The following is a 26,132-nucleotide window of genomic DNA, read 5'->3' as shown; positions in this document are numbered from 1 at the left end:
GCGGCACATGGATTTCGGCGTCGTCCTGCAGACCAACCCGCCCGCCGCCCGCACGGTGCAGCTCGCACAGCTCGCCGAGGCGCACGGCTTCTCCCACCTGTGGACCTTCGACTCGCACCTGCTCTGGCAGGAGCCGTATGTCATCCACTCGGCGATCCTGAACGCGACCAAGCGCATCGTCGTGGGCCCGTTCGTCACCAACCCCGCCACCCGCGACTGGACCGTCACCGCGAGCGTGTTCGCGACCCTGAACGAGATGTACGGCAACCGCACGATCTGCGGCATCGGCCGCGGCGACTCGGCGGTGCGGGTCACGAACGGCAAGCCGGTGACCATGTCGGAGCTGCGCGAGTCGATCCACGTGATCCGCGAGCTCGCCAACTCCCGCCCGGTCGAGTACAAGGGCGCCACCCTGCAGTTCCCGTGGAGTCGCGGCTCGGAGCTCGATGTCTGGGTCGCGGCCTACGGCCCGATGGCGCTGAAGCTCACCGGCGAGGTGGGCGACGGCTTCATCCTGCAGCTGGCGGACGTCGACATCGCGGCCTGGATGATCAAGGTCGTGAAGGATGCCGCGGCCGCCGCCGGCCGCGACCCCGAGTCGATCGCCTTCTGCGTCGCGGCGCCGATGTACATCGGCGACGACTGGGAGCACATGCGCGATCAGTGCCGCTGGTTCGGCGGGATGGTGGGCAACCACGTCGCCGACATCGTCTCGAAGTACGGCACTGAAGGCGACGTTCCGGCGGCGCTCACGGACTACATCGCCGGACGCACAGGCTACGACTACAACTCGCACGGCCGCGCGCACAACGACCACGTCGACTTCGTGCCCGACGAGATCGTCGACCGTTTCTGCCTGCTCGGCACCGCGGAGGACCACATCGCCAAGCTCGAGCAGCTGCGGGCCATCGGGGTGACGCAGTTCGCGGGCTACCTCCAGCACGACAACAAGGAGGAGACGATGCGGGTGTACGGCGAGACTGTCATCCCCGCCCTCGCCGACCAGGTGACCGCGAAGCGATGATGCGCCGCCTGCGCCCGATCCTCCTCGGTATCGCCGGGGTGGTGCTCGTGGGCGTCGCATGGGAGGTCTACAAGGCCCTCGCCCCCGACACCGGCGTGGTGATCGCGGGGATCACAGTGCTGCCGCGCACCTCCGACCTGGCGATGCCTCACCTGGGCGCGATGCTCGACCGGACCCTGTCGCCGGTCACGCGGGCTGCCGGTTCGCCCGCTCTGTGGCTCGCGACGCTGCAGGCGGCGTCGTTCAGCTTCGGCATCGCCGTCGTCGGATGGCTCGTGGGTGTCGTGGTCGGCATCGCGATCGCGATCGTCATGCAGCGCTTCCGCACCGCGCAGTCGGCGCTCCTGCCGTGGGTCGTGCTCAGCCAGACCGTTCCGCTCATCGCGCTCGCACCGCTCGTGCGTCGCATCGGCACGCAGCTCTCCACCGGCGGGTTCGAGTGGCAGGACTGGATGTCGGTCGCGCTCATCGCGAGCTACCTCGCCTTCTTCCCCGTGTCGATCGGGGCGCTGCGCGGCTTCGGGTCGCCGACCGCCGAGCACCTCGACCTGATGCGCGCCTACGGGGTGGGGTGGTGGCGCACGTTCCTCGCGGTGCGGGTGCCCGCCAGCATCCCGTTCCTCCTCCCGGCCCTGCGTCTGGCCGCGGTCAATGCGGTGGTGGGCACCATCGTCGCCGAGGTGTCGATCGGACTGCGCGGCGGCATCGGCCGCGCGATCGTCGAGTTCGCGGCATCGGGCAGCGCCGACCCGGCCAAGCAGTGGTCACCGATCTTCGGCGCCGTGCTGATGGGCCTCGCCGCCGCGGGCCTGGTCGCCCTCCTCTCCCTGGCGCTGCGGCGCTACCGACGAAACGAGGTGTCGGCATGACCGAGATCGCGGTGCACGTGCGCGGGGTCGACAAGACCTTCCGCACCGGACGCGGACGCACGGTCGAGGCCCTCTCGGGCATCGACCTCGAGGTGGCGGCCGGCGAGTTCGTCTCGCTGATCGGTCCGAGCGGATGCGGCAAGTCGACGCTCATGCGTCTGATCGCCGATCTCGACACCCCGACAGCGGGCGAGCTGACGGTGTTCGGCAAGCCCGCGCCGCGGGCACGCCTCGATCAGGACTACGGCATCGCGTTCCAGAAGGCCGCGCTGCTGCCGTGGCGCACGGTGCGGGGCAACATCGAGCTGCCGATGGAGCTGCACGGGATGCCGCGCGCCGAGCGCCGCGCGCGCGCCGACGAGCTGATCGAGCTGGTGGGCCTCGGCGACTTCGCCGACCGGCACCCCGACCAACTCTCGGGCGGGATGCAGCAGCGTGTCGCGATCGCGCGCGCGTTCGCCGAGAAGCCGCGGCTGCTGCTCATGGACGAGCCGTTCGGTGCGCTCGACGAGATGACGCGCGAGACGATGCAGACCGAGCTCGCCCGCATCTGCGCGGAGACGGGCGCCGCGGTCGTGTTCGTGACCCACTCGATCCCCGAGGCGGTGTTCCTCTCGGACCGGGTCGTGGTGATGTCGCCGCGGCCAGGCCGCATCCGCGAGATCCTGACGATGGATCTGCGCGGTGAGCGCACCGAGGAGCTGCGCGAGGACGAGGCGTTCTTCGAGCGCGTCAGCGCGGTGCGCGAGGCCCTGCACGGGTCCCCCTCGGCGGGGGCGAAGGGCGTCGAGAACCGATGACCACCCTGCGCCTGCGCACCGTGCTCGCCCCGATCGTCTTCGGGATCGCCGTGGTGCTCGTCTGGCAGCTGCTGGTGACGGCGTTCCCCGCGAAAGGCTCGGCTCTGCCGGCACCGTTCACGATCGCGGGCCAGTTCGCGGCGAGCACGGGCGTCATCGTGCAGGCGAGTCTCGGCACGGCCGCGAACGCATTGGTGGGCCTCGTCGTCGGCACGCTCGTCGCAGTCGTGCTGGCGGTGCTCGCCGCGGCGTGGCGCCCGCTCGACGAGCTGAGCGCCCCGGTCGTGACGGCGCTGTCGGTCATCCCGATCGTCGCTCTCGCACCGGTGTTCTACGCGATGTTCGGGGCGAGCGTCGAGACCGGCCGCCAGATGATCGCGGCGATCGCCGTGCTCGTGCCCGTCTACGTCAACACCCTGCGGGGGCTGCGCACCGTCGACCCGCTGCACCGCGACCTGCTGCGCTCCTACGCGGCGGGGCGCTGGCAGACGGCACGCACCGTGACGGTGCCGGGTGCGGTGCCGTTCCTGTTCACGGGTGTGCGCATCGCCTCGTCGCTCGCGGTGATCTCGGCCCTCGTCGCCGAGTACTTCGGCGGGCCCGTCTCAGGGCTCGGCAAGGCGATCACCTCGGCGGTCTCGTCGAGCAACTACGCGCTGGCATGGGCGTTCGTGCTCGGCGCGATCGTCACCGGACTCGTGTTCTACTGCGCCACCGCCCTGCTCGAGACCCTCGCGCTGGCGCGCCTGAGACCCACCGGATGACGCGGCCCCGGGCCGCGGCATCCGTCCCTCTTCGTCGTGCAGCACGCGACGGACACCCGAAGCACCACCGATGCACCACCGAGAGGAGAAGCACCATGAAGCACAGCACACGAAGGATGCTGGCGCTCGGCGCCGCCGGCGTCGTCGCGGCGATCACGCTGAGCGCGTGTTCCACGTCGTCGACCCCGTCGTCGAGCAGCAGCGCGGGACTCACCCACGTGACCCTGCAGCTGCAGTGGGTTCCGCAGGCGCAGTTCGCGGGGTACTACGCCGCCGTCGCCCAGGGGTTCTACGAGAAGGAAGGCCTCGACGTCACGATCAAGGAGGCCGGCACCGACACGGTGCCGATCGACGTGCTCGCCTCCGGCGACGCCGACTTCGCGATCTCCTGGGTGCCGAAGGTGCTCGGCTCGATCGAGAAGGGCACGAACGTCACCGACATCGCGCAGATCTTCGAGCGCTCGGGCACCACGCAGATCTCCTTCAAGGACAAGGGCATCACCACGCCCGCCGACCTCAAGGGCAAGAAGGTCGGCAGCTGGGGCTACGGCAACGAGTGGGAGCTGTTCGCCGGCATGCAGAAGGCCGGAATCGACACCACGAAGGACATCACCCTCGTGCAGCAGGCGTTCGACATGAACGGATTCCTGTCCGGTGACATCGACGCGGCACAGGCCATGACGTACAACGAGTACGCGCAGGTGCTCGAGACGATCAACCCCGCCACCGGCAAGCTGTACCAGCCGAGCGACCTGAACGTCATCAACTGGAACGACTACGGCACCGCGATGCTGCAGGACGCCATCTGGGCCGACACCGCGAAGCTCTCGAGCGACCCGGCGTACGCCGACACCGCGGTGAAGTTCATCAAGGCGTCGATCGAGGGATGGATCTACGCCCGCGACAACCCGCAGCAGGCGGCGGACATCGTGACCCAGGCCGGGTCCACCCTCGGCACCAGCCACCAGCTGTGGATGACCAACGAGGTCAACAAGCTGATCTGGCCTTCGACGAGCGGAATCGGCATCATCAACAAGAACCAGTGGGACCAGACGGTCGGCATCGCCCTCAACACGAAGAACGAGACCGGCTCGACGATCATCACGAAGGATCCGCCGTCGACGGCGTACTCGAACGAGTACGTGCAGAAGGCGCTGGACGAATTGAAGGCCGAGGGCGTGGACGTGACGGGCAGTGGCTTCACTCCCCTCACGGTCACCCTCAAGGAGGGCGGCAACTAAGCCGCCGCGCGGGGGCCCGGGTCGTTGTCCGCCCGGGCCCCCGCATCACCGAATCAGACACGAAAGCACCCCATGAGCAGCGACCCCACCCTCGACACCCTCACGAGCGAACTCGACCGTGCCCACGTCTTCCACTCGTGGTCGGCGCAGGGATCCCTCGCGCCCCTCGTCATCGCCGGCGGCGCCGGCACCCGCGTGTGGGACCACTCGGGTCGCACCTACCTCGACTTCTCGAGCCAGCTCGTCAACGTGAACATCGGCCACCAGCATCCGGCCGTCGTCGCGGGCATCGTCGCCCAGGCGGAGCTGCTGACGACCATCGCTCCGTCGACGGCGAACTTCACCCGCGGGCAGGCGGCGGAGCGCATCGCGGGACTCGCGCCCGACGGCTTCGAGAAGGTGTTCTTCACCAACGGCGGCGCCGACGCGAACGAGAACGCCATCCGCATGGCGCGGCTGGTCACCGGGCGCGACAAGGTCATCTCGCGCTACCGCTCGTATCACGGCAACACCGGGGCGGCGATCGTCGCGACGGGTGACTGGCGCCGCATCCCGAACGAGTTCGCCCGCGGACACGTGCACGTGTTCGGCCCGTATCTCTACCGCAGCGAGTTCTGGGCCACGACCCCCGAGGAGGAGTCGGCCCGGGCGCTGCACCACCTCGAGCGCGTCATCCAGGCGGAGGGCCCATCCACGGTCGCGGCGATCCTGCTGGAGTCGATCCCGGGCACCGCGGGCGTCATGGTGCCTCCGCCCGGCTACCTCGCGGGGGTGCGGGAGATCTGCGACCGCTACGACATCGTGCTGATCCTCGACGAGGTGATGGCCGGGTTCGGTCGCACCGGGCGCTGGTTCGCCTTCGAGGACTTCGATGTGCGCCCCGACCTCATCACCTTCGCGAAGGGCGTGAACTCGGGCTACGTGCCGCTCGGCGGCGTCATCATCTCCGACGCGATCGCGTCGCAGTTCGACGAGCGGGTCTTCCCGGGCGGACTCACCTATTCGGGACATCCGCTCGCGACGGCGGCCGCGGTCGCGACGATCGATGCGATGAAGGCCGAGGGCATCGTCGAGAATGCGCGCCGCATCGGGGAGGACTCGATCGCACCCCGCCTGGCGGAACTCGCGGAGAAGCACGCCGCGATCGGCGAGGTGCGCGGCACCGGCGTCTTCTGGGCGATGGAGCTCGTCGCCGACCGCGCCACCCGGGAGCCGCTGCCGGCGGCCACGATGGGCGCGATCAAGAAGGAGCTGCTCGCCCGCGGGCTGCTGCCGTTCGTGCAGGACAACCGCATCCACGTGGTGCCGCCCTGCATCGTCACCGACGACGAGGTGGCCGAGGCCTTCGCCGCCTACGACGAGGTGCTGACGCTGGTGTCGTGACAGGTGCCCGGGGGCCGCGGCATCCGCGACGCACCCCCGGTCGCCCTCACACCCGCACAATGTCGGAGATTCTCACCGACACACCGTGAGTGGATGCCGCGGCGCGGCGCGTCCGCGGAAAGTTCCGACGTTGTGCCGCGGCGGGCCGAGCCCGCACGGCGGCGCGGCAGAGCCCGCCGCGGTCAGACGGCGAGCGGGCGGTTCTCGAAGAACGTCTGCAGCACGACGGTCGTGCGGGTCGAGACGCCGGCCGTCTGACGGATGTCGCGGATCAGCGTCTCGAGGTCGCGGGGCGTCGCGACGCGCACGAAGAGGATGTAGCTCGCGTCGCCGGCGATCGAGTGGCAGGCCTCGATCTCGGCGATGTGCGCGAGCCTCTCAGGGGCGTCGTCGGGCTGTCCGGGGTCGAGCGGGGTGATCTCGACGAGGGCGGCGAGCGGCTTGCCGACGGCCTCGGGGTCGACGACGGCGCGGTAGCCGGTGATGACCCCGCGGGTCTCGAGCTTGCGCAGCCGCGACTGCACGGCGGAGACCGACAGGCCGACCCGCTCGCCGAGCTGTGCGAGGGTGACGCGTCCGTCGGCGAGCACGGCGCGCACGATCTCGAGGTCGGTCGCGTCCTCGACGGGAACGGGCGAGTCGTCGGGGGCGGATGTCGCGGCGTCGGCCATGTCGCGAGACTACCAGCGGCATGTCGGTCCATCGGAAGATTTCCGGCATGAAGCGCGAATTGCCGTAAGTATTCCGTTAGTATGGAATCAGATCCCTGTTTCTCCCCCGTGCGCCGATCGGAGGCCTCATGTCCGTCACCGCGATCACCCCCGACATCGCGATCGATCCCGCTCTCGCCCACGGCGTCGAGCGCGACCCGGCGTGGCTCGCCCTGAAGGACGCGGCGACCGCGCTGCAGCAGCTGCAGGGCGCCGACGGCGCGGTGGCCGCGGCATCCGATCTCGAGACGGCCCGTGCGCACGTGCGCGAGGTCATCGCCGCCGTGCACGCGCTCGCGCCGCGCTTCCCCCACGACGCCGCCTATCTCGACGCGCTCGTCGTCGACCTCGCCCGCTGGAGCGACGACGGCCTGGGCGTGCCCGACTTCCTCGACGCGCTCGTCGCGTTCCAGCCGCAGCGGCACCGGGTCGATGGCCTGCGTCACCTCGTCGTCTTCCCGATGTACACCCAGAACGGCTCCCGTGCCCGCCACCTCGAGGCGCTCGTGTGCGAGGTCATCTGGCCCGAGTTCGTCGACCGCCTCGAGCAGACCTACACGAACCGGCTGTTCCTGTCGCTGCGGCTGCTCGACTTCACGCCCGGCTACGACACCGACTCGGCCGTGCTCTTCCCGGAGACGGTCGCGATGCGGGAGATCCCGACGTTCACGTGGGGCGCGATCTTCCAGGACCGTGAGGCGGCCCGGTTCCGGCGGGTGGTGGCCGCGGCATCCGAGATCACCAAGCTCGACCTCCCCGCGGGCGCCGCCGCCCTGGTCGCCGACCAGGCCCTCGCCGAGCAGACGTTCGTGATGTGGGATCTCATCCACGACCGCACCCACATGCGCGGTGACCTGCCGTTCGACCCGTTCATGATCAAGCAGCGCATGCCCTACTTCCTCTACTCGCTCGAGGAGCTGCGCTGCGACCTCACCGCCTTCCGTGAGGCGGTCGCCCTCGAGCGCGCACTGTCGGCCCGCATCGACGACGGAGACGAGCTGGATGCCGCGGCCCGCGCCATCCTCGAGCACGCGCCGCTCGTGCAGTACGCGGTGATCTTCGACCGCATCTTCCGCTTCGCGATCACCGGCACCCGCGTACGCAACTACGACGGGCTCGGCGGCCAGCTGCTGTTCGCCTGGCTGCACCAGCGCGGCGTGCTGCACTGGACCGACACCGCGCTGACCTTCGACTGGGACGGCGTGCCCGACGCGGTCGTCGCCCTCGGCGAGGCGATCGACGAGCTCTACTGGCGCTCGATCGACCGCCCGAAGGTCGCGCACTGGCTCGCCGCCTACGACCTCGTCGCGTCGGTCGTCACCCCTCACCCCGCATCGCGCTGGGCCGCAGGCCTCGATCGCGATGTGCTCGCCGGGGCGCCCTCGGGCTACACCGACGCGGTGCTCGACGACGAGTTCCCGTTGTCGATGTTCTACGAGGCGCTCGAGAAGAAGATGCGCACCGTGATCGCGTCGACCCGCGGCATCCGCGGCACCGACTGAGCACGCCCGCGCTTCTAGGCTGGAGTGACCATGGACACCCTGCATGACACCGCCGTGCGCGGATTCGCCTCCGACAACTACTCCGGTGTGCACCCCGAGGTGCTCGCCGCCCTCGCCGCGGCGAACGGCGGGCATCAGATCTCCTACGGCGAGGACGCCTACACCGAGCGCCTCCAACACGTCGTGCGGGGGCACTTCGGGGCGGATGCCGCGGCGTTCCCGGTGTTCAACGGCACCGGCGCGAACGTGACCGGCCTGCAGTCGATGCTGCCGCGGTGGGGCGCGGTGATCGCGGCGTCGACAGCGCACATCAACGTCGACGAGGGCGGGGCGCCCGAGAAGGTCGCCGGCATCAAGATCCTCTCCGTGCCCACCGACGACGGCAAGCTCACCCCCGAGCTCGTGGACCGCGAGGCCTGGGGCTGGGGCGACGAGCACCGCGCGCAGCCGCTCGTCGTCTCGATCACCCAGTCGACCGAACTCGGCACGCTCTACACGCCCGACGAGATCCGGGCGCTCGCCGACCGCGCGCACGGCCACGGCATGCGCCTGCACCTCGACGGCGCACGCATCTCCAACGCGGCCGCCGCCCTCGACCTGCCGCTCGCCGCGTTCACCCGCGACGTCGGCGTCGACGTGCTGAGCCTCGGCGGCACCAAGAACGGGGCGCTCGCGGCGGAGGCCGTGGTGGTGCTGGATGCCGCGGCATCCGAGGGTCTGCCGTACCTCCGCAAGCTCAACATGCAGCTCGCCTCGAAGATGCGCTTCGTCTCGGCGCAGCTGCTGGCCCTCTACGACGGCGACCTGTGGCAGCGCAACGCCCGCCACGCGAACGCGATGGCCGAGCGCCTGCGCGCCGGGGTCGAGGCGGGGCTTGCCGACGGGTCCATCTCGGGCGTCTCGTTCACGCAGCCGACGCAGGCCAACGGCCTGTTCGCGGTGCTCCCCGAGGGCGTCGCCGACCGGCTGCGCAGGTCGTTCCGTTTCTACGACTGGGATGCGTCGCGCCGCGAGGTGCGCTGGATGTGCTCCTTCGACACCAGCGAGCTTGACATCGACGCGTTCGTCGCGGCGATCGCGCGGGAGACGTCGGCGGCCTAGACCCCAGGGCCTGGGCGCCATCCGCGGGGTCGCGGTGAGCGCGCGCCTGCGCAGGCGCAGTCAGCGCACGGGGCGGACAGGCCCTCAGCCCGCGGGCCGGCGCGAGCGCAGCTGCGCCCACACGACGGCCACGATCGTGCCGATCACCACGCCGATGAGCGTGTCGAGCACCCGGTCGACGAGCAGCTCCTGCGGCGAGGTCGGGGCGGCCAGCTCGACCATCGACAGCGCGAGCGGGGTGACGAACACCATCGTGATGCCGTAGTTGCGGCCGACGAACAGCTCGGCCCCGACCTGGCAGACGACGGCGACGGCGATCGTGGCGAGCGGTGGCAGGTGCAATGCGAGCAGTCCTGCGGCGAGCACGACGCCGACGAGCGTGCCGACGAGTCGCTGGATGCCACGGGCGACCCGCGCGTTCAGGTGCGCGCCACCGAGGGCTGCCACCGCCGCGACCATCGCCCAGTACCAGTGAGTGCCGAGGAGGGCGAGACCCGTGAGGCCGGCGAGCAGGGTGCCGATGCCGGCCGTGGCGCCGAGCTCCCAGGCGGACCGGTAGGACGGTGGCGCGGGCCGTACGGAGCGCGGTGCGGCGCCGCGCCGCAGCGTGCCCCACGCCGCGAGGGCACCGGTCACGAGCAGCGTCCAGGCGACAGCAGCGCCACCGATGATCGCAGGCTCGGGCAGGGTGGCGAACGTCGCGGGGATGCTGGCCGCCGCGCCGCCCGCGAAAACCGTGAACAGGGCGCCCGGCGGATGCCAGCGCGCACGGTGGGCCAGCACCGTCACGAGCGCGGCCATGACCGCGACCACGATCACGCGCACGACGTCGTCGACGCCCACGGCCGACAGTACGGTGCCGATCGTCATCGTCACGATGATCTGTATGCCCGCCGCCAGCTGCATGCGCAGCCGGTCACCGTAGCGGTCGAAGCGGCCGTAGAGCGAGGCGAACGTGCCGAAGGTGGCGTAGATGCTGAGGTCGAGGCGTCCGAGCGCCCACAGCACGACGAGCGGGACGGCGAGGCTGACCGCCACCCGAAGCGCCACGCGGTGTGCGCCACCGCTCGGCCCGACGCGCAGCACAGCCCGCATGACCCCGGTCGGGGCGTCGGGGCGCGGTGTGCCGGTCATTCGCCCGCGAGCCACGCCCGATAGGCGTCGAACGCGAACGGCCGGCCGAGGAACTCCTCGACGAGCTCGCGCGCGTCGCGGGTGCCGCCGCGCTCGAGCACCTCGGTGCGGTAGCGGGCCGCGGCATCCGGGTTCATCAGATCGCCGTCGAACGCCGACAGCAGATCGCGAGCGATGACGAGGCTCCACTGATACGTGTAGTAGCAGGCGCCGTACCCCGTGAGGTGGCCGAACCCGGCATACGGATGCACACCGCGCAGCGGCTGCACCGGGCTCGTCGAGGCGTAGAGCCGCTCGGTCGCGCCCTGCAGGTCGCCCGGCCTGTCGACGTGCAATCGGTACGAGACCGTCGCGTGACCGAGCTGGCGGCGCACCTCGAGCGCGCGGCCGAAGGCGTCGGCGGTGCGCATGCGGGCGACGAGGTCCGCGGGGATCGGCTCGCCGGCGGCGTTCGCCGCGAACGACCCGAGCACGTCCGCGTCCCAGGCCCACTCCTCGAGCAGCTGGCTCGGCGCCTCGACGAAGTCCCACTCGGTCTGGATGCCCGTGAACCGCGCCCAGCGCTGCCCGCCCGCGAGGATGTCGTGCACCAGGTGCCCGAACTCGTGGAAGAACGTGACGACCTCGTCGTGTTCGAGCAGCCCGCGCGAGAAGTTGCACAGCAGCACCGCCTCGGGCAGCTGCCGCCCCTTGATTCCCGGGACGAGCGGGAAACAGGCGGCGTGGCTGTACTTGCCGGGGCGCGGGTGCAGGTCGAGATGGATGCGTCCGAGCGCCGTGCCGCCGCGCACGACGTCGTAGGACGCGACATCCGGATGCCACGTGGGCGCCGCGACCGGCACGTACTCGATGTCGAGCAGGCGCCCGGTGACGTCGAGGATGCCGTCGCGCACCCGCTCGAACGGGAAGTAGGAGCGCACCAGCTGCGCGTCGACGTCGTACTCCTCGCGCTTGATCGCGCCCAGCACGTACCAGAAGTCGGCGATCGTGACCTCGTCGACGTCGGGGGCGTCCTGCCGCAGGCGCGCGAGCACGCGGTCGTACTCGGCGGACGAAGCGAGGTCGCTCGCGATGTCGAGGCGCTCGAGGAACGCCGGGATCGCGGCGCCCGAGCCGATCATGCGGGTCTCGGTCTCGTACTCGGCCCAGTCGGCGTAGCCGAGCAGGCGGGCGCGCTCGGCGCGCACCTCGAGCAGCTCGGCGAGCACCGACTCGTTGTCGGGCCAGGCGAGGTCGTTGTAGGCGGCGACGAGGGCGAGGCGGGTCTCGCGCACCCGCGCGTACTCGCGCACCGGCATGAGGTCGGTGTAGTCGGTCGTGAGGGTCACGAAGCCGTCCTCGTCGACCGGATGCGCGTCGATGAAGTCCTGCGGGAGACCCGCGAGCCCCTCGGCGGGCACGCGGATCTCACGACGGCCGTCACGGATGTTGCGGGAGAACGCCAGGCTCAGCGCGGTGTCACGTTCGACGAGGGAGCGCACCCGCTCGCGGGTCTCGGCGTCGAGGTCGACGCCGCCGCGGCGGAAGTCGCGGCGGATGTGGGACAGCAGGCGCTGCTCGAGCGGGTGGAGGGCCGCGGCATCCGCGGCGGCGAACACCGCCCACAGGTCGGGGTTCAGCAGGCGGGCGGCGGCGAGCGCCTCGGCCTCCTGCGCGGCCGACTCGGCGGCCTCGCGCACGGCCGCGTCCGGGTGCGACTCGCTGATCAGGTAGGCGGCGCCGAGCAGCTCGCCGAGCGCGATGTCCGCCTCGTTCCACAGCTCCAGCCGCTCGATCGGTGCGAGCGAGGCATCCTGCACGAGGCGCCAGTCGACGTCGGAGACGACCGCGGTGCGGTCGGCGGCGAAGGCGGTCACGAACGGGAGCCACGCGTCGGCGGCCTCAGGGAACTGCAGCGGCTCTCTCACCCTTCGAGCCTAGGGGGCGCCTCAGCGCAGTGCGCCGACGCTCGCGAGCGCCAGACGGATGAGCGTGCCGCGGCCGCCCTCCATCTCGGCCGAGAGCGTGTCGGATGCCGCCTCCTCCGGCGTCATCCAGGTGACCTCGAGAGCATCCTGGCGCGGCTCGCACGTGCCCGTGACCGGCACGACGAACGCGAGCGACACAGCGTGCTGACGCTCGTCGTAGAAGGCGCTGACACCGGGGATCGGGAAGTACTCGGCCACCGTGAACGGGTTCGGCTGGGGCGGAAGCAGCGGGAAGGCCATCGGCCCGAGGTCGTTCTCGAGGTGCCGGAACAGAGCGTCGCGCACGGTCTCGCCGTAGCGCACCCGCCCCGACACCAGCGTGCGGGTGATCTCACCCAGCGGCGTCGCACGCAGCAGGATGCCCACCTGCGTCACGGTGCCGACGCCGTCGGTGCGCACGGGCAGCGCCTCGACGTAGAGCATCGGCAGTCGACGTCGTGCCTCGGTGAGCTCGACGTCGGTGAGCCATGCCGGGTTCGGGCCGCCGCCCGACTCGGCGAAACCGCCGGCGAACGATCGGAACGGGTCGCGCGGCACCTCGCCGCGCGCGTCGTCGTTCCCCTCCGAGGGGTCGGGATCGGGAGTTCGCACCGCCATGCCTCCTGTATACCCCACCGCGTGTGACGCACAGATGTCGACCGGGGCCGGCGACGCAGAACGGATGCCGCCGTGTCGGGGCGGTGCGGCAGGATGGGGGCGTGAGCGAGATCCCACCCCTCGACGGCAGCGCCGTGCGCTACGCCGCCCCGCTGTCCGACCGCGGCGACCGGCCTGTGCTGTTGCTTCTTCACGGCTACGGCTCGGATGAGAACGACCTGGTGGGCCTGCTCCCCTCCCTCCCGTCCGAGTACCTGGGCGTCTCGCTGCGCGCGCCGATGCCCGCTCCGTGGCCGATGTCGGGCCACCGCTGGTATCCCATCGACGACCTCGACGGCCGTGACCCGGCGGCGATCACCGCGGCCGCCGAGCGCGTGCTCGACTGGGTCGACGAGAACGTGGATGCCGCGGCATCCGTCGGTCTCCTCGGGTTCTCGCAGGGCGCGGCGGTGTCGCTACAGGCGCTGCGACTGCGCCCCGAGCGCTTCGCGTTCGCGGTGAACCTGTCGGGCTACGTCGCACCCGGCGGGCTGCCGACCGACACCGAGCTCGCCCGGCTGCGCCCGCCGGTGTTCTGGGGCCGCGGCGCGCGCGACGAGGTCATTCCGGCGGCGCTCGTCGAGCACACCGTGCGGTGGCTCCCCGACGTCGTCGCGCTGAGCGGCCGTGTGTATCCCGGCCTCACCCACAGCGTCTCGGAGGCGGAGCTGGCCGACGTGCACGCGTTCCTCGTGGCACGACTCGGCGACATCGGCGAGGCGTCGGCATGAGAGGGACACCCGCACGGCGACGTCTGCATCACGGCGATGGCGCGCCCACGTCGAGACGGGGGTTGATCGCGGCGACGATCGTGGCCGGCGTGGTGACCGTTGGCGCCGCCGTAGGTGCGGTCGCGATCGCCGCGCAGGCGCCAGGTGGGACGTCGTTCGGCTGGTTCGCCTACCAGCCACTCAGCACGTCGGTGTACTCGCCCGTCGCAGCGTGGATGGCGGTGTCCCCGTGGCTGATCCCCACGCTCACACTCACCGGCGTCGCGCTCGCCGTGACCGCGTTCCTGCTGGGGCGGCTCAGCGTTCGCCGGACTGCGGCCGACCGATGAGGCGATAACGCCCGGTGACGGCGCCGAGCAGCCATTCGATCGGGCCGAGGCCGACGACGCGCCACCACCCGAGCCCGATCAGCACGAGCCCCGGCACGAGCACCAGCCACAGTCCCCATTCGGTGCGCTGGTATCCGATGCCCATCGACCACCACCACGCGATGAGGGCGATCTGCAGCACATACAGGCTCAGCGCGACCGAACCGCACGCCCGCAGGGGCACCGCCAGCACCCGCAGCACCCTCCGCAGGGCGGGTGAGCGCACGCCCGCGAGGCCGGCCACCCCCGCGTAGACGAGCAGCACGAGCGCGAGGTCGTGGGCTGTGTCGATCCACCCGCCCGACGGCCATCCGCCGGGAAGGGTCGCGGTCGCGATCGGCTCCACCGCGGCGAGCATCAGCCCGACGCCGGCGATCGGGCCGAGCGCGGCCCCCGCGGGCATTCCACGACGTGCGGCGAGCACACCGAGCAGGAACATCGGCAGAAGACTCAGCAGGCGGTAGTTGGCGCCGAGGGCGACCCACCGCGCGGCATCCGCCGCGATCGGCACCGAGAGGTCGGCGACCGCAGGCCCGAGCAGGAGCTGGGCGGTCTGCACGAGCGGCTCGGCGAGCAGAACGAGCGCCGCCGCGATGCCGACGATCCACACCGAGGAGAGCACGAGCAGCGGCGCCGCGACGATGAGCAGCACGCCGAGGTAGGCGAGCACGACGTCGACCCATCCGCCCCACGCGGCGAGCCAGACACCGAGCACGATGAGGATGACCCCGCGCGCCATCTGCTGCACCACGACGACGCCCCGCCGACCGGGAACGGTGCGATCCCACACCAGCTGTGCGGAGATCCCCATGACGAACGCGAACAGCGGGGACGCCAGGTCGTTCAGTTCGTCCATCGCGAGGTCGATGGGCGCCGGCATCCCGCGCAGCAGGGCTCCGTCGGCGTGGGCGATGAGCATCGCGACGATCGCGATGCCGCGGAGCACATCGGGCACAACGAGGCGACCGATCTGACGCCGGGGCGCGACCGGGGCATGGGATGCGGTCTGGAGGGGGTGCGACATCCGCTCTTCTTCTCCGGGGGGGTGGAGCGTGCGGCCATGCTAGCGAGGCCGCATGTCGAGGATGTTGCGGGCCGCGCGACGGCGGATCAGGCCGGGGTGGGAGCCGCGGGCGTGCGACGCAGTCGTCGACCCACTGCGACCACCCCGACGACCACGAGACCGAGGAGCGCGAGCAGGCTCGTCACGTGCAGGGGCATGGCCCACGGCGACGCGTCGGCACCGGCGATGCCGTAGGTGTCGGCCAGCGCCATGCCGGCGCCGAACGACGCGAAGATGTACGCCGGCTCCCCGAGCACGAGCAGCGCGAGGTAGATCGCCGTGGCGGCCAGCACCCCCGCGGACCGCTCGACGATCACGACGACCAGCATCACGACCGCGAGTGCCACGCCGATCCCGAGCACGATGCCGACCGTGAGTTCGTCGAGCGACTCGCCGGCGGCCTCGACGTCGGCGCGGATCGCGGCCAGATCGGAGCCAGGCCAGGCGGCGAGCGGATTGAGCACGAGTACCTGAACCGCGGCGAGCGCCGCATAGGCGATGACGAGCACGGTGCCGGCGACGGCGACGGCGATCGCTGCACTCCGCCCGCGTGCCGCTGTCATAGCCACACCATAGCAACGGGGTGCGGCGCAACCGGGCGTCGATGTCGGCGCCCGGCGCGAAGATAGAGGGATGAGCGACGTGCTCGACCGGTTCTCGCCTGCGACGCAGGACTGGTTCCGCGGCGCCTTCGCGGCTCCGACCACGGCGCAGATCGGCGCGTGGGAGGCGATCTCGGGCGGCCGGCACGCACTGGTGGTCGCCCCGACCGGCTCCGGCAAGACGCTGTCCGCGTTCCTCTGGGCGATCGACCGCGTCTTCCGCGAGAAGTCGGCGACCCCGGTGGCGGATGCCCCCACCACCCGCATCCTCTACATCTCACCCCTGAAGGCACTCGGCGTCGACGTCGAACGCAACCTGCGCTCACCGCTCGTCGGCATCGGCCAGTCGGCACGACGCCTCGGGCTCGATGTGCCCGCGGTGACCGTGGGCGTGCGGTCGGGCGACACGACCTCGGGCGACCGGCGCAGACTCGTGCAGGCGCCGCCCGACATCCTCATCACGACCCCCGAGTCGCTCTACCTGATGCTCACGTCGCAGGCGGGCGACACCCTGCGAGGGGTGCACACGGTCATCGTCGACGAGGTGCACGCGGTCGCGGCCACGAAGCGCGGGGCGCACCTGGCCGTGAGCCTGGAACGGCTCGACGACCTGCTCGACCGTCCCGCCCAGCGCATCGGCCTGTCGGCCACGGTGCGCCCGATCGACGCGGTCGCCGGCTTCCTCGGCGGTGCCGCACCGGTCGACATCGTCGCGCCCCGCGCCTCGAAGACCTTCGACCTGTCCGTCGTCGTGCCCGTCGACGACATGCTGCATCCCCCACCGCCCCCGGGTGAACCGCCCGCTGCGGGCGGGCGTGAGGAGGCGGCATCCGACGACTGGTTCGCCGAGGGCACGTCGAACACCGAGATCACCGGATCGGTGTGGCCGCACGTCGAGGAGGCGATCGTCGACCGGGTGCTCGAGCGCCGGTCGACGATCGTCTTCGCCAACTCGCGACGCCTCGCCGAACGACTCACCGGGCGGCTGAACGAGATCTACGCGGAGCGCCTGGGGCTCGACCTGCCGACCGCCTCCGCGCCGCCGGCCGCCGTGATGGCGCAGGCCGGCGCGACCGCCGGGGCCGACCCCGTGCTCGCGAAAGCGCACCACGGCTCGGTCTCGAAGGAGCAGCGCGCGCAGGTCGAAGACGAGCTGAAGTCGGGCGCGCTGCGATGCGTGGTCGCGACCTCGAGCCTCGAGCTCGGCATCGACATGGGCGCTGTCGACCTCGTGATCCAGGTCGAGGCGCCGCCGTCGGCGGCGTCGGGTCTGCAGCGCGTGGGCCGCGCCGGCCACCAGGTGGGCGAGGTGTCGACGGCCGCCCTCTTCCCGAAGCACCGCGGCGACGTGCTGCACACGGCGGTCGTCACCGAGCGCATGCTGCACGGACAGATCGAAGAGGTGCGCATCCCGCAGAACCCGCTCGACATCCTCGCCCAGCAGACGGTGGCCGCCGCCGCCCGCGGGGCGATCGACGTCGAGGCCTGGTTCGAGACCGTGCGGCGCAGCGCCCCGTTCCGGTCGCTCCCACGCTCGGCCTACGAGGCCACCCTCGACCTGCTCGCCGGGCGCTATCCGTCAGACGAGTTTGCGGAGCTGCGACCCCGCGTCGTGTGGGACCGCGACGCCGGCACCCTCACGGGGCGACCCGGCGCGCAGCGCATCGCCGTGACGAGCGGCGGCACGATCCCCGACCGCGGCCTGTTCGGCGTGTTCGTCGCCGGCGAGACGCAGAACGCGCGAGTGGGCGAGCTCGACGAGGAGATGGTCTACGAGTCGAGGGTGAACGACGTCTTCACCCTCGGCACCACCAGCTGGCGCATCGTCGAGATCACCCATGACCGCGTGAACGTCGTGCCCGCGTTCGGGCAGCCCGGCAAGGTGCCGTTCTGGCACGGCGACGGCATCGGGCGCCCCGCCGAGCTCGGCGAGGCCCTCGGCCGCTTCTCCCGCGAGGTGTCGGCCGCCGGTCGCGAGAAGGCCGTGCCCCGCCTCGTCGAGGCGGGGCTCGACGAGAACGCGATCGACAACCTGCTGGCCTACCTCGACGAGCAGAAGGAGGCTACCGGCTCGGTGCCCACCGACCGGCAGCTCACCGTCGAGCGCGGTCACGACGAGGTCGGCGACTGGCGCATCATCCTGCACTCCCCCTACGGCATGCAGGTGCACGCGCCGTGGGCGCTCGCGGTCAACGCGCGCATCCGGGAGCGCCTCGGCGTCGAGGGCTCGGCGGTCGCGAGCGACGACGGCATCATCGCGCGCATCCCCGACGCGACGAGCGAGCCACCCGGCGCCGAGCTGTTCGTCTTCGACGCCGACGAGCTGGAGCAGATCGTCACCGACGAGGTCGGCGGCTCGGCTCTCTTCGCCTCTCGCTTCCGCGAATGCGCCGCGCGCGCCCTGCTGATGCCGCGTACCAACCCGAACCGGCGGAGCCCCCTGTGGCAGCAGCGGCAGCGCTCGGCGCAGCTGCTCGAGGTGGCCCGCCGGCATCCGACGTTCCCGATCATCCTCGAGACCCTCCGCGAGGTGCTGCAGGACGTCTACGACTTGCCCGCCCTCACCCGCATCGCCCGCAGCATCGCCGACCGGCGCATCCGACTCGTCGAGACCACCACGACGCAGCCGTCGCCCTTCGCCCGCGACCTGCTCTTCGGCTACGTCGGCGCGTTCATGTACGAGGGCGACTCGCCGCTGGCGGAGCGCCGCGCCGCCGCGCTCTCGGTCGACCCGGCGCTGCTGAGCGAGCTGCTCGGCAAGGTCGAGCTGCGGGAGCTGCTCGACCCCGCGGTGATCGCGCAGTTCGCGCGGGAGGCCCAGCGCCTCGACCCCGGGCGGCGGGTGCGCGGGCTCGAGGGGGTCGCCGACCTGCTGCGCCTGCTCGGCCCTCTCGACGCCGACGAGATCGCCCTGCGTCTGCAGGCCGATGACGACGAGGATGCCGCGGCCACCCCGGCCCGCGCCAGCGCGCTCGCGCACGACCTCGTCGACGCGCGCCGCGCGATCGCGGTGACCATCGCCGGACACCCCCGCTTCGCCGCGATCGAAGACGCCGGGCGCCTGCGCGACGCGCTCGGCGCGGCGCTGCCGGTGGGCATCCCGACGGCGTTCCTCGAACCGGTCACCGACCCGCTCGCCGACCTCGTCGCCCGCCACGCACGCACGCACGGTCCGTTCACCGTCGCCGCGGTCGCCGAGCGGCTGGGCCTCGGCGCCGCCGTCGCCCGCCACGCCCTGCAGCGCCTCGACGCCGTCGGACGGGTCACGAGCGGATACTTCCTGCCCGGGGCATCCGGGTCGACCGACGACCTGGAGTGGTGCGACAGCGAGGTGCTGCGTCGACTGCGGATGCGCTCGCTCGCCGCGATCCGGGGCAGCGTCGAACCGGTGCCGCCCGAGGCGTTCGCACGCTTCCTGCCGGTCTGGCAGCACGTCACACGTCCCCTCGAGGGCGTCGACGGCGTGCTGCAGGTCGTCGAGCAGCTCGCGGGGGTGCCGATCCCGGCGAGCGCCTGGGAGTCGCTCATCCTCCCGTCGCGCGTGCGCGACTACACACCGGCGCTTCTCGACGAGCTCACCGCGTCGGGAGAGGTGCTGTGGTCCGGGCACGGCACCCTGCCCGGCAGAGACGGCTGGATCGCGCTGCATCCGGCGGATGCGGCATCCGTCACCCTCGCCGCACCCGACGACGACGCGACACCCGGCGAGCTCGAGCGGGCTGTGCTCGAGGCGCTCGCGGGCGGCGGAGCGTACTTCGCGGCACAGCTGCGGCAGGCGACGGGCGCCGAGAACGAGCAGTCGGTCATCGAGGCACTGTGGGCGCTCGCCTGGGCCGGACGCATCACGAACGACACGTTCGCGCCGGTGCGGGCGCTGCTCGCCGGCGGCTCCCAGGCCCACCGCGTCGCGCGGCGCGCCCCGCGGGCACGGATGTACCGCGGCACGCCGATCGCCCGGCCGGCGGCGCCGCCGCGCCCCGCGGCGATCGGCGGACGCTGGTCGCTGCTGCCGGAGCCCGAGACCGACCCGACCGTTCGCGCCACCGCGGCCGCCTCGCTGCTGCTCGACAGGTACGGCGTCGTCACCCGAGGCTCGGTGCAGAACGAGGGACTTCCCGGTGGCTTCGCGCAGGCCTACCGCGTGCTCGCCGGGTTCGAGGAGGCCGGGCACTGCCGCCGCGGCTACGTGATCGAGAAGCTCGGCGCGGCGCAGTTCGCCGCCTCGTCGACGATCGACCGGCTGCGCGAGTACGCCGCGCTCGCCGATCCGCCGCCGCTCGAGGCGGTCGCTCTCGCGGCCACCGACCCCGCCAACCCCTACGGCGCCGCCCTCGCCTGGCCCGGGCTCGACGGCATCACGCACCGCCCCGGCCGCAAGGCGGGCGCGGTCGTCGTGCTCGTCGACGGTGCACTGGCGCTCTACCTCGAGCGCGGCGGCAAGACCGCGCTCGCGTTCACCGACGACGAGGCTGTGCTCGCCGCGGCATCCCGTGCCTTCGTCGCGACGGCGCGCGGCGGGCGCCTCGACACTCTGACCGTCGAACAGGTCAACGGCGTGTTCGTGTTCGGCACGCCCGCCGGTCGCGCGCTGCGGGAGGCGGGATTCGTCGAGGCGACGCGCGGGCTCACGCTGCGGCGCCAGCTCGAGGGCGCACGTGCCTGAGGGCGACACCGTCTTCCAGACTGCGCGCCGGCTGCACGAGGCGCTCGCGGGCGACGTCGTCACCCGGTTCGAGCTACGCGTGCCGCAGGTCGCGACCGTCGATCTCACCGGCGAGAGCGTGCACGGCGTGATCCCCCGCGGAAAGCACCTGCTGCAGCGCATCGGCGACATGTCGGTGCACTCGCACCTCAAGATGGAGGGCCAGTGGCACCTCTACCGTCCCGGTGAAGCGTGGCGCGCGCCGGCCTTCAAGGCCCGGGCGATCGTCGGCACCGCCCGCGCCCTCGCGGTCGGGTTCGACCTCGCCATGATCGACGTCGTGCCCACGGACCACGAGGACGAGCTCGTCGGCTACCTCGGCCCCGACACGCTCGGACCCGACTGGGACGCCGCGGAAGCCGCCCGACGCCTCAGCGCCGACGAGCGGCCCGCGCACGTCGCCCTGCTCGATCAGCGCAACCTCGCCGGTCTCGGCAACGAATACGTCAACGAGCTGCTTTTCCTGCGCGGCATCGACCCGCACACCCCGGCGAGCGCGGTGGACACGCTCGCTCTCGCGCAGGCGGGGGCGCGCCTCATCCGGGGCAACCGCGACCGCGCCCGTCGCACGTTCACCGGCATCGACAAGCCGGGGCAGCGCACATGGGTCTACCGCCGCGCCCGCCAGCCCTGCCGGCGGTGCGGGACGACGATCGCCGAGACCACGCTCGGCGCCGACCCCACCGCGCAGCGCAACGTCTTCTGGTGCCCGCGCTGCCAGCCGGCCCTCTGACGCGGCATGATGCCGCGGCCCGCACGGCCGCGCGCCGCACCCCACAGAGCCATCCCCACACATCCACCCCCACGCAGCCGCCCTTCCCAGAGCAGCACCCCAGAACCAGAAGAGGTCTCCGTCGCTCGCAAAGGTGCGCACACAGGAAACACTCACATCGCAGGTCGTCACCTCGATCCGCGCCGCCATCAAGGACGGCACGATGCCGGGCGGCGTGCTGCACTCGGTCGGCTCGATCGCCGACCAGCTCGGCGTCTCCCGTACGCCCGTGCGCGAGGCAGTGCTGCAGCTCGCGAACCTCGGGCTCGTGGAGATCCAGAAGAACCGCGGCTTCATCGTCATCGAGCATGACCCGGCCGATCTCGAGCGCATCTTCCAGATCCGCTCGTGGCTCGAGGTGCCGGCCGCGGGCCTCGCCGCCCAGGCCGACGCGAAGGCCAAGCAGCGCATCCAGCACGCCTACGACCGCATGCTCGAGGTCGCCGCCGCCGGCCGCTCCGCCGACCTCGAGCGCTACGACGCCCAGTTCCACTCCGCGATCCTCAGCGCCACCGGCAATGCGCGACTCGCGAGCATCGTCGACGACCTGCGCGACCTGCTGATCAACCGTCGCCACACCACGACCGACCGCCTCCACAGCCCGATCGACATCGCCCACGATCACGACGAGATCCTGCGCGGCATCATGACGGGCGATTCGGCTCTGGCCGAGGCCGCGATGCAGGAGCACCTCAGCCGAATCCGCGGCGACGTGCTCCACATCCTCGCGACGTCGTAGCCGACACGTCAGACGGCGGTGATCGCGCCGGTCACGAGGCCGACGAGCTCCTCACCGGAGACGTCCTCGGTACGCACCCCCTGCACGACGTTGCCCGCTCGCATGACCCACACCTGGGACGAGAGGCGCTTTACCTGCTCGAAGTTGTGCGAGACCACGAGCACCGTCTCACCGGCATCGACGACGCGGCGGATCAGCCCCTCGACTTGAGCGGTCTCCCGCAGCCCGAGCGCCGCCGTGGGCTCGTCGAGGATGATGAGGCCGCGGGCCCACATCACACCCCGTGCGATCGCGACCGCCTGCCGCTGCCCACCGGAGAGGCGTTTGACCGCCCTCGTCACCGACGGCACGTTGACGGCGAGGTCGGCGACGAGACGATGCGCCTCGCGCTTCATCTCGCCGCGGCGGAGGAAACGCAGCGGACCGATGCCGGCGGTGAGCTCGCGGTCCATGTAGAGGTTCTGCCAGATGCTGAGCTGATCGCTCAGCGCGAGATCCTGGTACACCGTCTCGATGCCCGCCGCCCGCGCATGCTTGGGCGAGGAGAAGCGCACGTCCTTCCCATCGATGGTGATCGTTCCGCTGTCGGGCGTGATGAGCCCCGTCAGGCATTTGACCAGCGTCGACTTGCCGGCACCGTTGTCACCGACGATGGCCGTGACCTCGCCGCGACGAGCTGTGAGGGAGGCGCCCTTCAGCGCCTCGACGCTGCCGAACGTCTTGCGGATGTCGCGGAGTTCGACCTTGATGTCGTTCACTTTCGACCTCTCATGAGCATGGCGGCGGCGATCACGACGATGCCGATGACCAGGGGCGAGTAGAAGGCGCTTACGCCGACGAGCGTGAGGCCGGACTGCAGGAATGTCAGGAGGATGGCGCCCAGGATGGGCCCGATGATCGTGGCTCGACCTCCGAAGAGGCTCACCCCGCCGAGCACGACGGCCGCGATCGCCTTGAGCAGGTAGTCGGTATTGGTCGCCGGCTGGCTCGACCCGATGTACGAGGTCAGGAGCACGGCCCCCACCCCGCCCATCAGACCGCAGATGACATACCCGGCGAGCTTGACGCGGGCGACCTTGAGTCCCATGGCGCGGGCGGCGTCGGGGTTGTCGCCGACTGCGAGGAGGTGAGTGCCGAACCGAGTGTGGAACAGCACGATGTGCAGGAGGACACCGATCGCGAGCGCGATGAGGAAATTGAACCGGATGCCACCCACCGACGTGATGCTGACGAAGGTGAGAGCGCGTTCGGGGATCTGCACGGGCTTGCCCTGCGAGAAGATCAGGCTGAGCCCCATCACGAGGCTCATGCTCCCCAGGGTGACGATGAAGTCGGGGATCCTCACCCAGCCGATGATGACGCCGTTGAGCGCACCGACCGACAGTCCCGTTGCCATCGCGACCAGGCAGCACAGCCATAGCGGCAGTCCGGCCTGATAGGCGAGCCCCATCGTGACGCTGCCCAGGGCGACCGTCGACGCGAGCGACAGATCGATGCCGGCGAGCGTCACCGCGAACGTCGCTCCCAGAGCCAGCACGATCGGGATCGTGGAGTCGGCGAGCATGCTCGTCAGGCTCGGCCAGGTGAGGAACTTCGGGTTGACGATGGTGAACGTGACCGTGAGCACGACGAGTGCCACAGGAGCGGTTGCGCGGGTCCACAGGTCCTCGTTCGCGAGGCGACGGCGAAGGGTGCGCGTGCTGGCTGTGATCGGATTCGTCGTGTCGACGGGACTGGTCTGGGTGGACATGGGTGAAGATCCCCGATCGTTGCGGATTACTGGAAGGGGTTCGGGACCACGAAGTCCGACGGCGGCGCCGGGAAGGCGTCGAGTGCGGCCTGGGCGTTGTCCTTCGTCACGGTGAGCACGGGCGTCTCGACGCTGGTCGGGATGGTCTTGCCGCTGTGAGCCGCAATGCAGGCCTGCACGGACTGGGCGCCCATCAGGTACGGGAACTGCTCGATCGCCGCAGGCTCGCCGCCGGCCACGATGTCCTTGAGCTGGTCCTGGGTGCCGTCGATTCCGATCACCGCGACCTGGCCCTTCTTGCCCGCTTCTTCGACGGCTTGCTGGATGCCGAGGGCCATGTCGCCCGAGGGGGTGAAGAAGCCCTTGATGTTCGGGTTGGCGAGCAGGATCGTGGCGGCCGCGCTCTTCGCCTTCGCCTTGTCGAAATCGGCGGCGACGGTCTGCGTGATCGTCAGAGTGCCGTTGACCGCGTCGGTGAACCCCTTGAGGCGGGCGTTGCTGCCCGGATCGCCGACGAGCCCGCCGATGAGCGCGACGCCGTCACCCTTCGAGAGGAGGTTCATCATCGCCTTTCCTCCGGCCTGACCGGCAGTCTCGTTGTTGGTGCCGACGTAGGTCGTGATGTTCACGCCTGCGGACTTCGCGGCGCTCGTGTCGATCGGCAGGTCCAGGTTGACGATCGGCGTGCCGGCAGCCGAGATCGGAGCGAGTCCGGTCAGCAGGTTGGTCTGGCTTGTGGGGTTGACGATGTAGCAGTCGTAGCCTTCGGTGGCGAGGGCGTTCAGCTTCGCCGCCTGACCCGAGTCGTCGGTGACGTTGTCGGCGGCGACGACTGTCAGCGAGACGCCGTCCTTGGTCGCCTCAGCCTGGGCTCCCTGCGCCATCGCACCGAAGTAGGTGTTGTCGAGCGGCTTCAGCACGAGAGCGATCTTGATGGATCCGGAAGAACCGGTCGATGACGGAGTCGATGACGACGAACAGCCTGCGAGGGCCGTCACTAGAATCGAAGCCGTCGCGACAACGACGAGGCCGGCGCTGCGCTTGCGTACGAAAAGGGACATCTCTTTCTCTCCTTTGAGGGTGGGGATTGGTCCGCCTGTCACGCGGTGACGCGATGGCTGGTTGCAGCTGGGGTTCCCATACACCGCTGCAGCCAGCCGTTCTTCTGCCTGGCCCCGCGTCAGGGCCGTGGGCTCATCCCGGCGAGGAACCGGCGAGGAGCGGCGAAGCCGTGAGCGGCACGCAGCCGCAGGTGGTTCCGAACTCGATATCGATGTCGACCGTGAGCGTGCGGGGGGCACGCGCCGGATCTGCCGAGCGGTCGGCGAGCAGCTCCATCGTGCGCGCGGCCACTTCATGAGCGGGGACCACCCCTTGCGTGGGCTTGAGGCCGGTATAGGTCGCCTCGCCGATCGAATCGATCGTGGTGACCAGCACATCGCGAGGGATCTGGAGACCCAGCCGAGAGATCGCGGCGATGACGCCCCAGAACATGCGGTTGTTGGTCGTGAACACCCCGAACGGGGGCGTGAGATCGCGGAATATGCGGATCGCTCCCGCGGCGGCATCGTCGGGGGTCACGTGCTCACCGGACACCCGTTCGACAAGGCCGGCACGTCGCATCGCCGACTGGTATCCGCGCTCGCGTTCGGCGACGGACGAGACGGATCGGCGCCCGGCGACGAGAACGACATCGCGCATCCCGTGATGCCGGACGAGGTGCTCGACCAACCGATCGGCGGCGCGGTGGTCGTCCGCGAGCACATGATCGGCGAGGCCCTCGACGGCGGGCACCGTACGATCGACGATCACCGTCGGAATCTCGTGCACGGCATCGGGGAGGCTGGGCGCTCCGGCCGGAAGGACGATCAGGCTGTCGACTCGCTGCTGACGGAATGTGCGCAGGTATCGTTCCTCCTGCGCCTGCTCCTCGTCGGAGTCGCCGAGGAGCAGGGTCGGACTCGCCGATGTCAATCTCTCCTCGATCGCGCGCGTCAGCAGGCTGAAATAGCCGTTGCGCACGTCGGGGATGATCAGACCCACCGTGCCCGAGCGGCGGGTGCGCAGTCCGGCAGCGGCCGCGTCGCCCACGTAGCTGAGCGCATCCACCGAGTCCATGACCCGGCGACGCGTCGCCTCGGTGACGTACTGCTCGCCGTTCAGGACGCGGGAGACCGTCTTGACGGAGACCCCTGCATGCTCGGCGATGTCGACGAGCCGCGCCGGCGGTCGGAGCCCGGAGGCTCCTCGTTCGGCACTCATTCGCGCCACCAC

23 protein-coding genes are annotated in these 26,132 nt (G+C 71.0%); 13 read left to right on the top strand and 10 right to left on the bottom strand.

Going from position 1 to position 26,132, the window contains the following annotated elements; translation table 11 throughout:
* The first annotated feature begins 7 nt into the window (after positions 1 to 7).
* From RR49_RS07360 to RR49_RS07335, 6 genes are all read left to right on the top strand, one after another.
* Positions 8 to 1,024, top strand: coding sequence for a TIGR03842 family LLM class F420-dependent oxidoreductase (locus RR49_RS07360; protein WP_045247428.1), 1,017 nt, complete (start codon positions 8 to 10; stop codon positions 1,022 to 1,024).
* The gene (locus tag RR49_RS07355; protein ID WP_045247427.1) at positions 1,021 to 1,893 is read left to right on the top strand and encodes an ABC transporter permease; all 873 of its coding nucleotides are present in this window, start codon (positions 1,021 to 1,023) and stop codon (positions 1,891 to 1,893) included. The genes RR49_RS07360 and RR49_RS07355 overlap by 4 nt, the downstream gene beginning before the upstream one ends.
* The gene (locus tag RR49_RS07350) at positions 1,890 to 2,693 is read left to right on the top strand and encodes an ABC transporter ATP-binding protein (RefSeq protein ID WP_045247426.1); all 804 of its coding nucleotides are present in this window, start codon (positions 1,890 to 1,892) and stop codon (positions 2,691 to 2,693) included. Before RR49_RS07355 ends, RR49_RS07350 begins: the two co-directional genes overlap by 4 nt.
* Entirely contained in the window at positions 2,690 to 3,457 is a 768-nt protein-coding gene (locus RR49_RS07345; protein WP_045247425.1) for an ABC transporter permease, read from the top strand. Before RR49_RS07350 ends, RR49_RS07345 begins: the two co-directional genes overlap by 4 nt.
* Before the next feature lie 95 nt (positions 3,458 to 3,552).
* Complete coding sequence (locus RR49_RS07340) at positions 3,553 to 4,698, top strand: ABC transporter substrate-binding protein (RefSeq protein WP_045247424.1); 1,146 nt, start codon at positions 3,553 to 3,555, stop codon at positions 4,696 to 4,698.
* Between the two features lie 72 nt (positions 4,699 to 4,770).
* On the top strand, positions 4,771 to 6,081 hold the full coding sequence (locus RR49_RS07335) for an aspartate aminotransferase family protein (RefSeq protein ID WP_045247423.1): 1,311 nt from the start codon (positions 4,771 to 4,773) through the stop codon (positions 6,079 to 6,081).
* Positions 6,082 to 6,263: 182 nt separating this feature from the next.
* Here the strand turns inward: RR49_RS07335 and RR49_RS07330 are convergent, their stop codons facing one another.
* Positions 6,264 to 6,752: an Lrp/AsnC family transcriptional regulator gene (locus RR49_RS07330; RefSeq protein ID WP_045247422.1), complete on the bottom strand. Its 489-nt coding sequence runs from the start codon at positions 6,750 to 6,752 to the stop codon at positions 6,264 to 6,266.
* 128 nt (positions 6,753 to 6,880) lie between these two features.
* On the opposite strand from RR49_RS07330, the gene RR49_RS07325 reads away from it, so the two are divergent.
* Positions 6,881 to 8,293 (top strand): DUF6421 family protein, encoded by a 1,413-nt coding sequence (locus RR49_RS07325; RefSeq protein WP_048809113.1) that lies wholly within the window; start codon positions 6,881 to 6,883, stop codon positions 8,291 to 8,293.
* A gap of 30 nt (positions 8,294 to 8,323) precedes the next feature.
* Positions 8,324 to 9,394, top strand: coding sequence for a threonine aldolase family protein (locus tag RR49_RS07320; protein ID WP_045247421.1), 1,071 nt, complete (start codon positions 8,324 to 8,326; stop codon positions 9,392 to 9,394).
* 84 nt (positions 9,395 to 9,478) lie between these two features.
* On the opposite strand, the gene RR49_RS07315 is transcribed toward RR49_RS07320, so the two are convergent.
* The 3 genes from RR49_RS07315 to RR49_RS07305 are packed head-to-tail and all read right to left on the bottom strand — an operon-like array spanning position 9,479 to position 13,092.
* Complete coding sequence (locus tag RR49_RS07315; protein ID WP_048809112.1) at positions 9,479 to 10,528, bottom strand: FUSC family protein; 1,050 nt, start codon at positions 10,526 to 10,528, stop codon at positions 9,479 to 9,481.
* Positions 10,525 to 12,435 (bottom strand): M3 family metallopeptidase, encoded by a 1,911-nt coding sequence (locus RR49_RS07310; RefSeq protein ID WP_045247420.1) that lies wholly within the window; start codon positions 12,433 to 12,435, stop codon positions 10,525 to 10,527. The genes RR49_RS07315 and RR49_RS07310 overlap by 4 nt, the downstream gene beginning before the upstream one ends.
* 21 nt (positions 12,436 to 12,456) lie before the next feature.
* Positions 12,457 to 13,092: an NUDIX hydrolase family protein gene (locus RR49_RS07305; protein WP_045247419.1), complete on the bottom strand. Its 636-nt coding sequence runs from the start codon at positions 13,090 to 13,092 to the stop codon at positions 12,457 to 12,459.
* Positions 13,093 to 13,193: 101 nt separating this feature from the next.
* Between RR49_RS07305 and RR49_RS07300 the strand changes: the two genes are divergently transcribed.
* Positions 13,194 to 13,862 carry an alpha/beta hydrolase gene (locus tag RR49_RS07300; RefSeq protein WP_045247418.1) on the top strand — a complete coding sequence of 223 codons (669 nt, stop codon included), beginning with the start codon at positions 13,194 to 13,196 and terminating at the stop codon, positions 13,860 to 13,862.
* On the top strand, positions 13,859 to 14,191 hold the full coding sequence (locus RR49_RS07295) for a hypothetical protein (protein ID WP_048809110.1): 333 nt from the start codon (positions 13,859 to 13,861) through the stop codon (positions 14,189 to 14,191). Before RR49_RS07300 ends, RR49_RS07295 begins: the two co-directional genes overlap by 4 nt.
* On the opposite strand, the gene RR49_RS07290 is transcribed toward RR49_RS07295, so the two are convergent.
* On the bottom strand, positions 14,160 to 15,254 hold the full coding sequence (locus RR49_RS07290) for a heparan-alpha-glucosaminide N-acetyltransferase domain-containing protein (protein ID WP_045247416.1): 1,095 nt from the start codon (positions 15,252 to 15,254) through the stop codon (positions 14,160 to 14,162). The genes RR49_RS07295 and RR49_RS07290 overlap by 32 nt on opposite strands.
* 86 nt (positions 15,255 to 15,340) lie before the next feature.
* Positions 15,341 to 15,856 (bottom strand): hypothetical protein, encoded by a 516-nt coding sequence (locus RR49_RS07285; RefSeq protein ID WP_045247415.1) that lies wholly within the window; start codon positions 15,854 to 15,856, stop codon positions 15,341 to 15,343.
* A gap of 70 nt (positions 15,857 to 15,926) precedes the next feature.
* Between RR49_RS07285 and RR49_RS07280 the strand changes: the two genes are divergently transcribed.
* From RR49_RS07280 to RR49_RS07270, 3 genes are all read left to right on the top strand, one after another.
* The gene (locus RR49_RS07280) at positions 15,927 to 20,558 is read left to right on the top strand and encodes an ATP-dependent helicase (protein WP_045247414.1); all 4,632 of its coding nucleotides are present in this window, start codon (positions 15,927 to 15,929) and stop codon (positions 20,556 to 20,558) included.
* Complete coding sequence (locus tag RR49_RS07275) at positions 20,551 to 21,330, top strand: DNA-formamidopyrimidine glycosylase family protein (RefSeq protein ID WP_045247413.1); 780 nt, start codon at positions 20,551 to 20,553, stop codon at positions 21,328 to 21,330. The genes RR49_RS07280 and RR49_RS07275 overlap by 8 nt, the downstream gene beginning before the upstream one ends.
* A 133-nt stretch (positions 21,331 to 21,463) precedes the next feature.
* Positions 21,464 to 22,108 carry a GntR family transcriptional regulator gene (locus RR49_RS07270; RefSeq protein ID WP_045247412.1) on the top strand — a complete coding sequence of 215 codons (645 nt, stop codon included), beginning with the start codon at positions 21,464 to 21,466 and terminating at the stop codon, positions 22,106 to 22,108.
* Positions 22,109 to 22,116: 8 nt separating this feature from the next.
* Here RR49_RS07270 and RR49_RS07265 read toward each other — a convergent pair whose 3' ends face one another.
* The 4 genes from RR49_RS07265 to RR49_RS07250 all read right to left on the bottom strand — a co-directional run bounded on the left by RR49_RS07265 (position 22,117) and on the right by RR49_RS07250 (position 26,120).
* Positions 22,117 to 22,866 (bottom strand): ATP-binding cassette domain-containing protein, encoded by a 750-nt coding sequence (locus RR49_RS07265; RefSeq protein WP_045247411.1) that lies wholly within the window; start codon positions 22,864 to 22,866, stop codon positions 22,117 to 22,119.
* Positions 22,863 to 23,858 carry an ABC transporter permease gene (locus tag RR49_RS07260; protein ID WP_045247410.1) on the bottom strand — a complete coding sequence of 332 codons (996 nt, stop codon included), beginning with the start codon at positions 23,856 to 23,858 and terminating at the stop codon, positions 22,863 to 22,865. Before RR49_RS07260 ends, RR49_RS07265 begins: the two co-directional genes overlap by 4 nt.
* 26 nt (positions 23,859 to 23,884) lie before the next feature.
* A complete protein-coding gene (locus RR49_RS07255; protein ID WP_048809108.1) occupies positions 23,885 to 24,919 on the bottom strand; it encodes a substrate-binding domain-containing protein in 1,035 nt (344 codons plus the stop codon).
* A gap of 133 nt (positions 24,920 to 25,052) precedes the next feature.
* Positions 25,053 to 26,120 carry a LacI family DNA-binding transcriptional regulator gene (locus tag RR49_RS07250; protein ID WP_045247409.1) on the bottom strand — a complete coding sequence of 356 codons (1,068 nt, stop codon included), beginning with the start codon at positions 26,118 to 26,120 and terminating at the stop codon, positions 25,053 to 25,055.
* Between the last annotated feature and the right edge of the window lie 12 nt (positions 26,121 to 26,132).

It is taken from the genome of Microbacterium ginsengisoli, assembly GCF_000956535.1.
GTDB lineage: Bacteria > Actinomycetota > Actinomycetes > Actinomycetales > Microbacteriaceae > Microbacterium > Microbacterium ginsengisoli.
This window is presented reverse-complemented; position numbering and strand designations above follow the sequence as displayed.

Coding starts and splice junctions, on each gene's coding strand:
- RR49_RS07360 (WP_045247428.1), top strand. CDS start 8: ATGGATTTCGGCGTCGTCCTGCAGACCAACCCGCCCGCCGCCCGCACG.
- RR49_RS07355 (WP_045247427.1), top strand. CDS start 1,021: ATGATGCGCCGCCTGCGCCCGATCCTCCTCGGTATCGCCGGGGTGGTG.
- RR49_RS07350 (WP_045247426.1), top strand. CDS start 1,890: ATGACCGAGATCGCGGTGCACGTGCGCGGGGTCGACAAGACCTTCCGC.
- RR49_RS07345 (WP_045247425.1), top strand. CDS start 2,690: ATGACCACCCTGCGCCTGCGCACCGTGCTCGCCCCGATCGTCTTCGGG.
- RR49_RS07340 (WP_045247424.1), top strand. CDS start 3,553: ATGAAGCACAGCACACGAAGGATGCTGGCGCTCGGCGCCGCCGGCGTC.
- RR49_RS07335 (WP_045247423.1), top strand. CDS start 4,771: ATGAGCAGCGACCCCACCCTCGACACCCTCACGAGCGAACTCGACCGT.
- RR49_RS07330 (WP_045247422.1), bottom strand. CDS start 6,752: ATGGCCGACGCCGCGACATCCGCCCCCGACGACTCGCCCGTTCCCGTC.
- RR49_RS07325 (WP_048809113.1), top strand. CDS start 6,881: ATGTCCGTCACCGCGATCACCCCCGACATCGCGATCGATCCCGCTCTC.
- RR49_RS07320 (WP_045247421.1), top strand. CDS start 8,324: ATGGACACCCTGCATGACACCGCCGTGCGCGGATTCGCCTCCGACAAC.
- RR49_RS07315 (WP_048809112.1), bottom strand. CDS start 10,528: ATGACCGGCACACCGCGCCCCGACGCCCCGACCGGGGTCATGCGGGCT.
- RR49_RS07305 (WP_045247419.1), bottom strand. CDS start 13,092: ATGGCGGTGCGAACTCCCGATCCCGACCCCTCGGAGGGGAACGACGAC.
- RR49_RS07295 (WP_048809110.1), top strand. CDS start 13,859: ATGAGAGGGACACCCGCACGGCGACGTCTGCATCACGGCGATGGCGCG.
- RR49_RS07290 (WP_045247416.1), bottom strand. CDS start 15,254: ATGTCGCACCCCCTCCAGACCGCATCCCATGCCCCGGTCGCGCCCCGG.
- RR49_RS07285 (WP_045247415.1), bottom strand. CDS start 15,856: ATGACAGCGGCACGCGGGCGGAGTGCAGCGATCGCCGTCGCCGTCGCC.
- RR49_RS07280 (WP_045247414.1), top strand. CDS start 15,927: ATGAGCGACGTGCTCGACCGGTTCTCGCCTGCGACGCAGGACTGGTTC.
- RR49_RS07260 (WP_045247410.1), bottom strand. CDS start 23,858: ATGTCCACCCAGACCAGTCCCGTCGACACGACGAATCCGATCACAGCC.
- RR49_RS07255 (WP_048809108.1), bottom strand. CDS start 24,919: ATGTCCCTTTTCGTACGCAAGCGCAGCGCCGGCCTCGTCGTTGTCGCG.
- RR49_RS07250 (WP_045247409.1), bottom strand. CDS start 26,120: ATGAGTGCCGAACGAGGAGCCTCCGGGCTCCGACCGCCGGCGCGGCTC.